General features: G+C 37.7%; 15 protein-coding genes. 13 read left to right on the forward strand and 2 right to left on the reverse strand.

What is annotated here, in order from left to right; genetic code table 11:
• The 13 genes from JMN12_RS00410 to JMN12_RS00470 all read left to right on the forward strand — a co-directional run.
• The coding region (locus tag JMN12_RS00410) for a T9SS type B sorting domain-containing protein (RefSeq protein ID WP_203136113.1) at positions 1–867 on the forward strand (867 nt) is incomplete at its 5' end.
• A 132-nt stretch (positions 868–999) separates the two neighbouring features.
• A complete protein-coding gene (locus tag JMN12_RS00415) occupies positions 1,000–1,362 on the forward strand; it encodes a hypothetical protein (protein ID WP_009414173.1) in 363 nt (120 codons plus the stop codon).
• Positions 1,363–1,383: 21 nt separating this feature from the next.
• Positions 1,384–2,691 (forward strand): tRNA (N(6)-L-threonylcarbamoyladenosine(37)-C(2))-methylthiotransferase MtaB, encoded by a 1,308-nt coding sequence (gene mtaB / locus JMN12_RS00420; protein WP_088594020.1) that lies wholly within the window; start codon positions 1,384–1,386, stop codon positions 2,689–2,691.
• A 35-nt stretch (positions 2,692–2,726) separates the two neighbouring features.
• On the forward strand, positions 2,727–3,353 hold the full coding sequence (locus tag JMN12_RS00425) for a hypothetical protein (RefSeq protein WP_203093596.1): 627 nt from the start codon (positions 2,727–2,729) through the stop codon (positions 3,351–3,353).
• Entirely contained in the window at positions 3,350–4,003 is a 654-nt protein-coding gene (locus JMN12_RS00430; protein WP_203093595.1) for a hypothetical protein, read from the forward strand. The genes JMN12_RS00425 and JMN12_RS00430 overlap by 4 nt, the downstream gene beginning before the upstream one ends.
• Before the next feature lies 1 nt (position 4,004).
• Positions 4,005–4,634 carry a trimeric intracellular cation channel family protein gene (locus tag JMN12_RS00435; RefSeq protein WP_203093594.1) on the forward strand — a complete coding sequence of 210 codons (630 nt, stop codon included), beginning with the start codon at positions 4,005–4,007 and terminating at the stop codon, positions 4,632–4,634.
• 101 nt (positions 4,635–4,735) lie between these two features.
• Positions 4,736–6,064 (forward strand): trigger factor, encoded by a 1,329-nt coding sequence (gene tig, locus JMN12_RS00440; protein ID WP_009414178.1) that lies wholly within the window; start codon positions 4,736–4,738, stop codon positions 6,062–6,064.
• Positions 6,065–6,327: 263 nt separating this feature from the next.
• Positions 6,328–6,987: an ATP-dependent Clp endopeptidase proteolytic subunit ClpP gene (clpP, locus tag JMN12_RS00445; RefSeq protein WP_009414179.1), complete on the forward strand. Its 660-nt coding sequence runs from the start codon at positions 6,328–6,330 to the stop codon at positions 6,985–6,987.
• On the forward strand, positions 6,987–8,219 hold the full coding sequence (gene clpX, locus JMN12_RS00450; RefSeq protein WP_088594026.1) for an ATP-dependent Clp protease ATP-binding subunit ClpX: 1,233 nt from the start codon (positions 6,987–6,989) through the stop codon (positions 8,217–8,219). Before clpP ends, clpX begins: the two co-directional genes overlap by 1 nt.
• Before the next feature lie 24 nt (positions 8,220–8,243).
• Entirely contained in the window at positions 8,244–8,846 is a 603-nt protein-coding gene (locus tag JMN12_RS00455; protein WP_203082097.1) for a thioredoxin family protein, read from the forward strand.
• A gap of 16 nt (positions 8,847–8,862) precedes the next feature.
• Positions 8,863–9,501, forward strand: coding sequence for a hypothetical protein (locus JMN12_RS00460; protein WP_009414182.1), 639 nt, complete (start codon positions 8,863–8,865; stop codon positions 9,499–9,501).
• Positions 9,502–9,505: 4 nt separating this feature from the next.
• The gene (trmD, locus tag JMN12_RS00465) at positions 9,506–10,180 is read left to right on the forward strand and encodes a tRNA (guanosine(37)-N1)-methyltransferase TrmD (RefSeq protein ID WP_009414183.1); all 675 of its coding nucleotides are present in this window, start codon (positions 9,506–9,508) and stop codon (positions 10,178–10,180) included.
• A gap of 27 nt (positions 10,181–10,207) precedes the next feature.
• Positions 10,208–11,842, forward strand: coding sequence for an AMP-binding protein (locus tag JMN12_RS00470; RefSeq protein ID WP_203136115.1), 1,635 nt, complete (start codon positions 10,208–10,210; stop codon positions 11,840–11,842).
• On the opposite strand, the gene JMN12_RS00475 is transcribed toward JMN12_RS00470, so the two are convergent.
• Both JMN12_RS00475 and JMN12_RS00480 read right to left on the reverse strand, forming a co-directional pair.
• Entirely contained in the window at positions 11,837–12,325 is a 489-nt protein-coding gene (locus JMN12_RS00475; RefSeq protein WP_203136117.1) for a hypothetical protein, read from the reverse strand. The genes JMN12_RS00470 and JMN12_RS00475 overlap by 6 nt on opposite strands.
• Positions 12,309–13,391: a methylmalonyl-CoA mutase family protein gene (locus JMN12_RS00480; protein WP_203136120.1), complete on the reverse strand. Its 1,083-nt coding sequence runs from the start codon at positions 13,389–13,391 to the stop codon at positions 12,309–12,311. Before JMN12_RS00480 ends, JMN12_RS00475 begins: the two co-directional genes overlap by 17 nt.
• Between the last annotated feature and the right edge of the window lie 25 nt (positions 13,392–13,416).

A 13,416-nucleotide genomic window follows, 5' to 3' on the forward strand; every position in this document is an offset into this window, starting at 1 on the left:
ACTAAGACCTTGTCATTCACGGTAGAAGAATTACCAGATGTTACAATCAAGGAACTCAAATACTATGGTACTTGTCAAGCAAGTTCTAATAGTTACGTAGATTATTTAGAGGTACACTTCAATAATCCATCACCTGACTATAGTAAGATAACCTATAGTTTGAATGGAGCTCCAGCAGCTACTTTCACACGAACCACAGGCAATGTAGCTTATATTGATAATTTCAATAGAAGTTCAGTTACCCAAACAGTTGAAGTAACCTATACTATAGTATCCTCTATTCCAGGAATGACGGGAAGTTGTAGTGCCTCCGAGACCATCACGATAGATCCTTACACACCACTTACAGTTACGAGAGTAACGACTAATACCACGCTCAACACCTTAGAGGTATTAGCACGAGGAGGTAGGACGAATAACTTTAGAGGTTATACATACTACTTTAATGAGGTGAGTAAAGGAGATAATCCTGTGTACAAAATCAACCATGACGATCCTGATAAGTTAGTAAACGGACGTCGTTATAAAGTAGTGAATGTACGCGTGGAAGATGCTGAAGGTTGTACAGTAACAGCGACTTACGATTTAGAATACTTTGATATAGAAGTGCCGAACTTCTTCACGCCCAATGGAGATGGAGAGAATGATGTATGGAAAGCGAAGTATTTAGACAACAATGTAAATGCCCGTATCTACATTTTCGATCGTTATGGTCGTCGTTTAGTGAAGTTAGAACCAGGAGAAGGCTGGGATGGTACTTATGAAAAACAAGCGATGCCATCAGGCGACTATTGGTATATCATCGAAATCAACGATCAATTGTACGACAAACGTGAGTTCTACGGTAACTTCACTTTATTTAGATAATAAAGCAAATTAACAAAATAATGAGAGAGCTATTCACCAGAGTAGCTCTCTTATTATTATTTCGTAATTTGTATTTCGTAATTCGTAATTCGTAATTATTTTGTACCTTTGCCGCCAAAATAATTTTTTATTATGACGGAACACGAGCTGCTAAAAGCCCGTTGGGAGGAAATTGTACAACGCCTCTCCGATACTTTTACAGAGGGTGAAACTCTGAATGTCGATGGTATCATCTATCTCATTGGAGTACAAGAACTCGGACAAATAGGTCGCCCTTACGCCAAAGATGAAAAAGTAGACCTAATGCACATCGCTATTTGTAAACTCCTTGAACCCTTTGGTTATTATAAATATGAATTTACTGACCCTGATGGTTGGCCTCATTATAGTTTAGTGCAAGAGCTCCCCGCTCTCAAACCTGGAGAACAAACCATACTGATGAAAAAAGCCATTGTCCAATACTTTTTGGATAGAGACTTTTTTTCTAACGACTAATGACTAAACGCTAACAACTAAATGAAAAAAGTAGCATTCTATACTTTGGGTTGCAAACTCAACTTTGCCGAAACTTCTACTATTGCACGTAGCTTTGAAGAAGATGGCTATATTCGTGTTGATTTCGACGACCCTGCCGATATATATGTGATTAACACCTGTTCGGTTACCGAAAACGCCGACAAACAATTCAAACAAATTGTACGCAAAGCACTGAAAACAAACCCTAAGGCATTCTTGGCGGCAGTAGGTTGTTATGCTCAATTAAAACCAGAAGAACTCGCTTCAGTAGATGGAGTTGATTTGGTATTAGGTGCCAAAGAAAAGTTCAATATCACTCAATATATTGATGACCTCACCAAAAACAACGAGGGCATCGTGCACTCCTGCGAAATTTCCGAAACTGATTTCTATGTCGGAAGTTATTCCATTGGCGATCGTACGCGTGCATTCTTAAAGGTGCAGGACGGTTGCGATTATAAGTGCACTTATTGCACTATCCCAATGGCACGTGGTATTTCGCGAAGTGATACCATCGAAAATATATTGAATAACGCTAAAAAAATATCCGACAAAGGTATCAAAGAAATTGTGCTTACGGGTGTGAATATAGGCGATTACGGCAAAGGAGAATTTGGTAATAAAAAACACGAACATACCTTTTTAGAATTAGTGCAGGCTCTTGATAAGGTTGAAGGTATCGAACGCCTGCGCATTTCCTCTATTGAACCCAATCTTATCAAAGACGAAACTATCGACTTCATAGCACAGTCTAAAAGTTTTGTGCCTCACTTTCATATCCCATTACAGAGTGGAAGTAACGAAATCCTTAAAAAGATGAAACGCCGCTATTTGCGTGAACTCTATGTAAGTAGAGTCGCCAAAATACGTGAAGTGATGCCTGATGCTTGCATCGGGGTAGATGTGATTGTAGGTTTTCCTGGCGAAACAGATGAACATTTCTTAGAAACTTATCATTTTCTAAACGAATTAGATATTTCTTACTTGCACGTATTTACTTATTCCGAGCGTGACAATACCGAAGCAGTACTTATGGATGGTGTAGTCCCCGATGCAGTACGAGCTAAACGCAGCAAAATGTTACGCGGATTGTCAGCTAAGAAACGCAATGCTTTTTATGAGAGCCAGTTAGGTAAAGAAAAAACAGTCCTTTTCGAGAGCGACAACAAGCAGGGATATATTCACGGGTTTACTGAGAATTATGTAAAAGTAAAAGCTCCTTGGGATCCTGCTTTAGTGAATACCCTCCACAAAGTAAAACTCACCAAAATAGATGTAGACGGAATGGTGCGCTTTGAGTTTGTATAAGTAGAACAAAGAAAATTAGAAATAATAAAACAACAATGGTACACTATAAAACAGAATTAATGTTAGAATTCCCTGGGTTTGTACTCTTCGATCCAGTAGTACTACAAGAGTTCCTACTCGAAAAAGGTATAGAAGATGACGATTTACTGAAATACTTCATAAATAATCCTACTATAGGTGAGGAAAGTATCCAACGAGGAATATTACTACCTATCTATAATATAGAACCTTTTGATTATGAAATACTCATAAATACAACTACTAAAAGTGAAATCCCTACCGATTGGGTAGTTTTTAAAAATGAAGTCTCATTACCTCTACAAGTAAAAAGCGGAAGGTTAGCTGTAGAAGATATCTTTATGATAATGAATTGGGATTATGAAAGTAATTATTCCGATTTTGCTACAGAAAAAAGTCTAAATCCTCAACCTAATGTAGAAGGAGGAGAACTAAATGGAGATACAGGAGATAGATTTGATATTCCAGCAGGTAATTACGGGGTAAAAGTATTAGGCTTCTTAGATGTAAATGAGCCTGATATTTTTGAGAGTAAGTGTGGCTATGAATTGTTTTTTGAAAAGATGGATACTTTGCCTATAATTCCTGAAAACATAAATGTAGATAAGTTGGATTATAAAGTAAAAGTAATATCTGAAAGATGAAAATCCTTTTAACAATTACCCTATCTCTACTGCTTTTTTCCTGCGATAACTCCGTTATAGGCTTCAAAAAATCTTGCAATGCCGATACTGCAAAACAAACAGTTGCCGAATTAGCAGAAGTAAAAGCTAAAATAAAGCAATTAGAAACCCTTACAGGGAACAATCCCACTTATTGGGTACAGGATAGTGTGCAAAGAGATAATAAAACCTATTATCGTTTGCAACTACTCAACAAATTGTCGTATACCGATGTACATCTCTATACTTTTGCAGTGCCAAAAGATGATTGTAAACAGGTGTTTTGGGAACAAAAAAAAGCTACGCTATTACCTTATGCCGAAATGAAAAAATTAACTGAGCAAACAAAAACTCAGCAAAAGCAATTCCCCGATTTTTTTAAGCAATTCACTACTGATATGGCTTTTAGGCAGCAGCACTTAGCTGAACCGCTGTTGCGCTTATTGAGGCAGAATGACGGCAGTGTACTTCTTACTGAAGAAGAACTCCTTACCGATGAGTTCAACGAATTACAAACATATAACTTTAGCTATTATCCTGATAGTGTGTTGTGTAAAAACACTGAAAAAGCAATGATACTCGTGTTTATTCCTATAGGGAATACTTGGAAACTCACTCAAATTTGGCATTAAAATGGATAATTTGATTCAATTTTTATCGCAAATCGACCAGATTTATCTCTGGGATTTAATCGGAACGACTGTTTTTGGTGTTTCGGGCGTATTGCTGGGCTTAGAACGTCGTATGGATATCTTTGGAATGCTCATCTTAGCCTTTGTAACAGGAGTAGGAGGGGGAACACTCCGCGATATTATGATAGGTAGTGTACCCGTATTTTGGATGAATAACCTCACTTATATATTGATGATTGTCATTAGTGTTGTGATTACCATTCTCTTCAAAAAGCAGTTTTCAGAACACTGGAGCAAATCACTGATGTTATTCGATACCATTGGGTTGGGGGTCTTTACAATTATAGGGATAGAAAAAGCCCTGCGTTTTGGATTATCACCTACCATCGCTATTATTCTGGGTACGATGACGGGTAGTTTTGGAGGAGTCATACGTGATATCTTAGCCAACAAATTGCCTGCCCTCTTTCATAAAGAAATTTATGCAACCGCTTGTATTGCAGGAGGTACAGTCTATTTCCTTATCGATGATTTTGTCAATCACAACTTAGTTGTATTCATCACTATAATGGTAGTAATTGCTGTGCGATTGCTATCGGTAAAATACCATTGGGAACTGCCAAAATTCTAATTCCTAATTCCTAATTCCTAAAAAAATACATAAAACCTTGTGTATATAAACATTTTGTACTATCTTTGCAATTTGAAATTTTAGATTAAATATTTTTAAAAATGAATATCAACAGAGAGCAAGTAGATGCTTTAAATGCGATCATTAAGATAGCAATTGAAAAAAACGACTACGCCGATAAAGTAGAAAAAGTACTAAACGATTACAGAAAAACCGCTTCTATCCCTGGATTTAGAAAAGGTCACGTACCTGCAGGTATGATTAAAAGACAGTACGGCAAAGCTGTAAAATTTGACGAGATCAACCGTGTGTTGCAAGACTCGTTGTACAAATATATAAACGACGAAAAACTCAATATCTTAGGAAATCCACTGCCTAAAGAAAAACAAGATATCAACTTAGATGCCGACGATTTTACTTTCGAGTTCGAAATTGGCTTAGCTCCTACTATCGAAGTGAATTTAAAACCTAAAAAAGCTATAGTTCGCTATGAAATAGAAGTAGCCGATGACCAAATCGATAAACAAGTAGAACGTATCCAAAAACAATTTGGTAAACTCGTTGCTAAAGGTGAAGTAATCAACGATGATAGCCTTGAAATTACAGGTACTTTCTTCAACGAAGAAAAATCTATCGATTCTCAAGCTACTTTCACTTTAGAAGAACTTAGTGATGCTGCACGCAAAGAGTTCATCGGTAAAAAAATAGGCGACCAATTCCAATTGCAAACTAAAGGTTTGTTCAAAGATGCTCATAGTCTAATGCACTACCTCAAAGTATCTCACGATGAGGCTCACCACTTAGAGGTGGAAGTTACTTTCACTTTGGAAGAAGTAAACGAACGTCAAGGTGCTGCTTTAGATCAAGAATTGTTCAACAAACTCTTCCCTGATGGAAGTGTAACTACTGAACAACAATTGCGCGACAAAATAAAAGAAGGCGCTCAACACCAATACAACGAGCAAGCCGACCAGCATTTCCTCAACACAGTTACCGATTATTTAGTAGATAATACTAAATTTGACCTCCCTGAAACTTTCCTTAAAAAATGGTTACGTACAGCAGGTGAAAAAGAACTTACCGAGCAAGAAGCTGAAGAAGAATACAGCCGTTCAGAAAAAGGTTTGCGCTACCAGCTTATAGAAGGTAAAGTATTGGATGAGAATAACTTACATCCTAAGTTCGAAGAGTTGAAAGATTTTGCACGTGATTATATCAAAGGTCAATTAGCTCAATATGGTATGCCTACCGATGACGATAGCTATGTAGATGGTATCGTTGATCGCGTATTGCAAAACCGTGAAGAAGTACAACGTATTCAGCAACAATTAGTATTCAAAAAACTCATCGACTTCTACAAAGAAAATGTTAAAACAGAAGTTAAAAAAGTAACTTTTGATGAGTTCGTAAAAATAGCTTTCCCTGAATAGTATTTTTCTATAAAAAACTATAAACCAGTCCAAAATTGCTAATGATAAATACTATTATTGTATCTTAATTTAGCAATTTTGGACTACATTTATTAAAAATGAAACAAACAATTCTCGACCGACTACAAGCCCTTGGCGATGATATTAGTAAACTAAAGATAACCATAGAAGAAATCATCAATATTTTAGAAAAATATAGATAAATTATAACCTAATCACCACAACACTAAAAACTTAATGACTAACAACTAATAACTAAACAAATGAATTTAGCAGACGAATTTAAAAAATACGCAATTAAACAACACGGAGTAAACAGCCTTTACTACGATAAAATAGTAGGTAGTATGACTCCTTATATTATGGAAGAACGCCAGCTAAACGTAGCTCAAATGGACGTTTTTTCCCGCTTGATGATGGATAGAATCATCTTCCTTGGCACTGATGTGAACGATCAAGTAGCAAATATCGTTACCGCTCAATTGCTTTTCTTGGAAAGCGTGGATAGTGCCAAAGATATCCAAATCTATATCAACTCTCCCGGTGGTAGCGTATATGCAGGATTGGGTATGTACGACACTATGCAGTTCATCAAACCCGATGTAGCCACTATCTGTACAGGTATTGCTGCTTCAATGGCTGCTGTATTACTATGTGCAGGAGCTGAAGGTAAACGCTCAGCTTTGCCACACTCTCGTGTAATGATTCATCAACCCTCAGGAGGAGCACAAGGAGTAGCCAGTGATATGGAAATTAACCTCAAAGAAATGTTGAAACTCAAAAATGAACTCTACGAAATCATTGCCAAACACACTAAGCAACCTTTTGCTAAAGTGTATAAAGATTCTGAACGCGACTATTGGATGATAGCCCGTGAAGCTAAAGAATATGGTATGATCGACGAAGTATTAGAAAGAAAATAATGGCTAAAAAACAAGTAGAATATTGTTCGTTCTGCGGTCGTGCAGAATCTGAAACCGAAATGCTCATTCGCGGTATGGCTGGTAATATATGTAATTATTGCGTTGAACAAGCCAATATCATTATTGAAGAAGCATTTGGTAGTAAAGCTCAAAAAGGTAAGCCTGTAGTATCAGGTGATATGACCCTCAAAACACCTCAAGAAATCAAACAATTCCTCGACCAATATGTGATAGGTCAGGATTTTACTAAAAAAATCCTCTCTGTGGCGGTCTATAATCACTACAAACGCCTACAACAACCCGATGCAGATGATGAGGTCGAAATCCAAAAAAGCAACGTCATTATGGTTGGCGAAACAGGTACGGGTAAAACCTTGGTGGCCCGTACTATTGCCAAAATGCTCAACGTGCCCATTGCTATTGTTGATGCTACAGTACTTACTGAAGCAGGATATGTGGGCGAAGATGTCGAAAGTATCCTATCTCGCCTCTTACAGGCTGCCGATTACGATGTAGAGAAAGCCGAACGTGGTATCGTTTTCATAGATGAAATTGATAAAATTGCCCGCAAGAGCGATAATCCTTCTATCACTCGTGATGTATCGGGTGAAGGGGTGCAACAAGCATTGCTCAAACTCTTGGAAGGATCAGTGGTGAACGTGCCGCCTAAAGGCGGGCGCAAGCATCCCGACCAAAAATATATTGAGGTAAATACCGAACATATTTTGTTTATTGCTGGAGGTGCTTTTGATGGCATCGAACGTGTTATTTCTAAACGTCTCAATATGCAAACAGTAGGTTACAACTCGTCCAAAAATACACAAGTCGATAGGAAAAATTTGGTACAGTATATCATCCCCAAAGACTTAAAAGATTTTGGTTTAATCCCCGAAATTATAGGTCGTTTACCTGTGCTAACCTATATGAATCCATTGGATAAGCACGCTTTACGTATGATTCTCACCGAACCTAAGAACGCCATTATCAAGCAGTATAAAAAGCTCTTTGAAATGGATGGTATTAAATTTGATATAACTGAGGAAGCTCTCAATTTTATCGTCGAAAAAGCCTTAGAGTACAAACTCGGTGCACGTGGCTTACGTTCACTATGCGAGAATATTCTCACCGACGCAATGTTCGAACTCCCTAATTCAGGAGTTAAAGAATTGATAGTTACTGAAGAATATGCGGAAGAAAAACTCAATAAATCAACTTTGCAAATTGCTTCCTAACTCTTAACTCTTACCTAAATAACAATGGAAAAAACACAAATCATCCGCAATAGCCTACTAAAATCCGTTTCCTACGAAACCTATCGTAATCTAATAGATAAGTACGAAGCCGAAGGTAAATCAAGTGGGGAAGAACAGACCGAAGAGCGTGTGTACTACACAGCTCTCAACCAAAAACGCTACAAACGTTTGGATAAAACTATAGAGATACCCGAAGAAAAAGCGCAATTCTTTATAAATTATCCTAAAAGCGTTTGTTTGTTAGTGATTACTGAAAGTTGGTGTGCCGATGCAGCTCAAATTGTACCTGTGGTACATAAAATAGCTGAACTCAACCCTAAAATTACTATGAAACTCGTTTTTAGAGATGAAAATGAAGCTTTGATGAACCTTTTTCTTACCAATGGCGGTAAAGCAATTCCTATAGTAGTGTTTTTAGACTTAGAAGATAAGGTACTAGCACATTGGGGATCTCGCCCATCAGTCGCTACCAAAATGGTAGAAGAGGAAAAAGCTAAAAATGGCAAACTCTCTCCTGAGTTCAAAGAAAACCTACAAAGATGGTATAACCAAGATAAAGGTGCTACCATTGTAGATGATTTCAAAAAGATTTTAGAAACTATATAATAATAATAATTTTAATATGAAAAAACTTACGTTTGTTGCAATAGCAGCTTTTGCTTTCTTTTCAGCTACTGCCCAAGAAGAAACTTCTATGCGTACTACTACACGTACTACTACTCAAGTAGCTCCTGTAGAAGCAGTACAAGAAGAAAAAATCCCCACTACTCTGTCTGAACAATTTCAGTATATGGTAGATAGATCAAACTCTTATGAGAGATTCAAACTGATTGACAAAACTAAATTAGCTACCTTTCAACGCAGTATGAACGATAGTATCAACAGTGTGAAGTCTCGACTTGAAGCTGAAAAACAAACCGTAAAAACACACGAAAATACTATCAAAACCCTCAACGATAATATCACAGAGCTACAAACAGCACTTGATGAAACTAAAAACCAGAAAGATAGTATGAACTTCTTCGGAGCTTTGCTTTCTAAAGGGCTCTACAATACTATTATGTGGGGAATTGTGGTTGTTTTGACAGTATTGCTTGTTTTCTATATCTATAGATATGCTAACGGAAATGTAGTTACTAAAAAATCTATCAGTGACTTAGCCGAATTGCAAGAAGAGTACGAAAACTATCGCAAAGCAGCTATAGAACGCGAGCAAAAAGTGCGTCGCCAGTTGCAGGACGAAATAAATAAACACCGTTAAACCAATGCGTCTTGATATTATATCGGTAGTCCCTGAAATAATGGAGAGCCCCTTTGCCTACTCCATTATGAAACGTGCTATTGATAAACAATTAGTGGAAGTGCATTTCCACAATCTACACGACTATGCTAATAATGCTTATCGTCAAGTAGATGATTATCAGTTTGGTGGAGGAGCAGGAATGGTGTTGATGATAGAACCTATCGATAAGTGTATTTCAGCCTTAAAAGCCGAAAGAGATTATGACGAGGTGATATTCCTCACCCCCGATGGCAAAACACTCCAACAAAAGATGGCTAATCAGCTCTCGTTAGCTGAAAATATTATCATATTATGTGGGCACTTCAAAGGGGTAGACCAGCGTGTGCGTGATCATTTTATCACTAAAGAAATCTCCATAGGAGACTATGTGCTTTCAGGGGGAGAATTAGGAGCTGCTGTACTCTGCGATGCAATTATTCGCCTCATACCTGGTGTCCTCTCCGACGAAACTTCAGCTCTCACCGATTCATTTCAGGACAATCTGTTAGCACCCCCCGTCTATACACGTCCTGCTAACTACAAAGGTTGGGAAGTACCCGAAATCCTTACTAGCGGTAATACACCTAAAATAGAACAATGGCGGGAAGATATGGCTTATAAACACACTAAAGCCAAACGCCCTGATCTGTTGAAATAACAAAAGAATAACTTAAAAATAATCCTTATGAATAGAAACTTAGCTTACACTTATGGAGCTTCCGATGTATCTCTTTTAGGAGAAACAATCGACCAGAACCTCCGTCGAACAGTAGAAAAATTTCCTCACAAAGAGGCGCTTATCTCTGTACATCAAAACTATAGAGTTACTTACACCGAGTTTTATGAGCAAGTAACAGCAGTAGCCAAAGGGCTCATCGCTTTAGGCGTAAAACAGGGTGATAGAGTAGGTATTTGGTCTCCTAACTGCTATGAGTGGACACTCTTGCAGTATGCTACTGCCAAAATAGGCGTGATAATGGTGAATATCAATCCTGCTTACCGTACCAGTGAACTGATTTATGTAATCAACCAATCAGGAATATCGTTTATTTTTGCAGCTCCTGAATTTAAGAGTAGCAATTATAAAAAAATGATTGACGATGCTCGTGAATTTACTGAAACCCTTAGAAAAGAGGTCTATTGGGGAGATAGTTGGCAACGCTTCTTAGAGAATGGTAAAAAAGTTACAGACGAGAAATTACTTTCTTTTGAAGAAAAAGTACAGTTCGACGATCCCGTAAATATACAGTATACTTCAGGTACTACGGGCAACCCTAAAGGTGTTACACTTTCCCATCACAATATCCTCAATAATGCCTATTTTATAGGCATCCGTATGAATTATACCGAGAAGGATAGGGTGTGTATTCCAGTGCCTTTTTACCATTGTTTCGGGATGGTTATCGGGAATCTTGCTTGTACAGTTCACGGAGCTACAATGGTAATCCCTAATGATAGTTTCGATGCTACCAAAACTCTCGAAACGATAGAAAAAGAAAAGTGTACATCGCTCTATGGAGTGCCAACAATGTTCATTTCTGAACTTTATATATTAGACAAACATCCTTACGATTTGTCAAGTTTGCGTACAGGTGTAATGGCAGGAGCTTTGTGTCCTCCCGAGATTATGAAACGCGTGAAAGAGCAAATGAATATGCACGAAATCACGATATGTTATGGTATGACCGAAACATCTCCCGTATCTACACAAACCAAGATAGGGGCGCCTTTTGAGAAACAAATTCACTCAGTGGGGACTATCCACGACCATTTGGAAATTAAGATTATCAACCCCGAGACTAAAGCAATTGTAAAACGAGGAGAAAATGGTGAACTCTGTACGCGTGGCTATTCGGTGATGTTGAAGTACTGGAATAGTCCGCAGGCTACACAACAGGTAATAGACGAACAACGCTGGATGCACTCTGGCGATTTGGCGATGATGGATGAAGATGGTTATATCCACATTTCAGGTCGTATCAAAGATTTGATCATTCGCGGTGGTGAGAACATTTCTCCTAAAGAAATAGAAGACTTCCTCTATACGTATGTAGGCGTAATGGACGCTCAAGTGATTGGGGTACCAAGCAAGAAATACGGTGAAGAGGTAATGGCTTGGATCAAGCCTAAAGAAGGAGTTACCCTCACCGAACAAGAACTTCACGATTTTTGTAAGGGTCGTATTGCCCACTATAAAGTACCTCGTTATTGGAAATTTGTAGACGAATTTCCAATGACTATCTCGGGTAAAATACGCAAGGTGGAAATGCGTGAAATATCTGCAAGAGAACTTGGTTTAGATACCGAAGAAGAATTATAGATAAAAAGGATCAATAGTTTTTGTAACTAAACTATTTGCTATCAAGAGTTGGTTTTCTGGTAAAGACAACTCTTTATTTTTGGTAATCAAATCATCGGTTTGAGCTATGAGAGCATAGAGATAATCGGTGATAGAATACACCCAGCAGCTGATTGGTATTTTGGCAATAGCGCGCAATTGGCGGAGAAGTGCAATCATTTCAAAACTATTCGCAGGACTATCTACTAAAATGCGCAGTTTGTCGTTAAAAGGTAATTCTCTGATAAAATCTTGTTGAGTACTATTTTCTAAAAGAAGGGAAGCAGGAATATAAATGTATGTCTCTTCACGAGTAAGTACTTGAGGTAGTTCCTCTAAAGTACTAACTACCATTAGTTCATCGGTGATAATGCGCAAAGGGGGTACTTCTTTTAAATACCCCATTACGTGAAATCCGCGTTCATAAGGTGGTACGCCAGCTATGGCATTATGCGTTTCTGTCATAGTCTTCTTGTTTTAAGCGTTTTTCAAAAGGTTCCCACAAGCGTTTGAGCTCTAATACTTCAGATGATTTTTTTTTGCTAAAAGGATAGAAATCCCAATCTTTACGGCTGTATAAATCTATGGGAGGTAAGGACGTGCACTGTTCATTAAAAAGAGCCTGCTCTCGTTGTGATTTCTGTTTTATGTCCTTTATCAAGCTAAAGTTTTTTGTGATAGCAGAAAGTCCCCCTTTTTTTGTAATCTGCTCTAACATTACAAGGGCTTTTTTGTACATTTCATAACTGATACTTTCTATAGCATACATTCCATTAAGCAGAGTAGCGTTGCGTGTAGCTGTGATGTTCTGAATGGTTGCTACATTCGCTTTTTCAGTATTTAGGTTGTTATTTTTAAAGAAAAGAGGATTTTTAGGCAGTAGATAATCAGCACCTCCTAACACGGCAGCTTCATAAGCTAATTGTACATAGTTTTCGTTGTATGATGATTTCAGTAGCGATAAACCTCTACTTGATACTTCAGCGATGAGGCAAAGGGGTAGGGTAGGGAGTTGTTCATTTAGTAGCCTGCAAAAAGCACGCAATTTGGCTATTTCTAATAAAAAAGTACCTCCCACTGCGACTTTTACATTGAGTACATCAGCAGTGTGAGGATTTTCTTTGATTTGGGCTACCCCAAAGGCAATTTGTTGCACCATTGAGGCGCCTGCTTTTTGGTAAATTGTAGTATCAATAGCAAATGAGTTAGTAAATAAACACTGCAAGTTTGCAGGTAGCCATTCTTCTACTTCTTTTTGAGTAAATTTAGGATGTATATCCAACAAAAAGAAAGATACCGATTGGTCTTGCCAAAAAGCAATACGCTTGAGTGTTGCTTCTTTATCAGATATGAAAAGAGAGACAGCTACTTGCGTTTTAGTGTTGATAGCATAAGGATTTTTTACATTTTCAGCGGTGTAAAAAGGTAAAATAGGAATATCTTCTGTTGAAGTGAATATAAGTGACTCATAGTCTCTTCCCTCCAGCAGATATTGCAATTGTTGTTTCCATTGTTTTGCAACGATATCCATTTTTATTTACCTATTACTTGTTACC

Origin of the sequence: Capnocytophaga genosp. AHN8471, assembly GCF_016806945.1 — a bacterium.
GTDB lineage: Bacteria > Bacteroidota > Bacteroidia > Flavobacteriales > Flavobacteriaceae > Capnocytophaga > Capnocytophaga periodontitidis.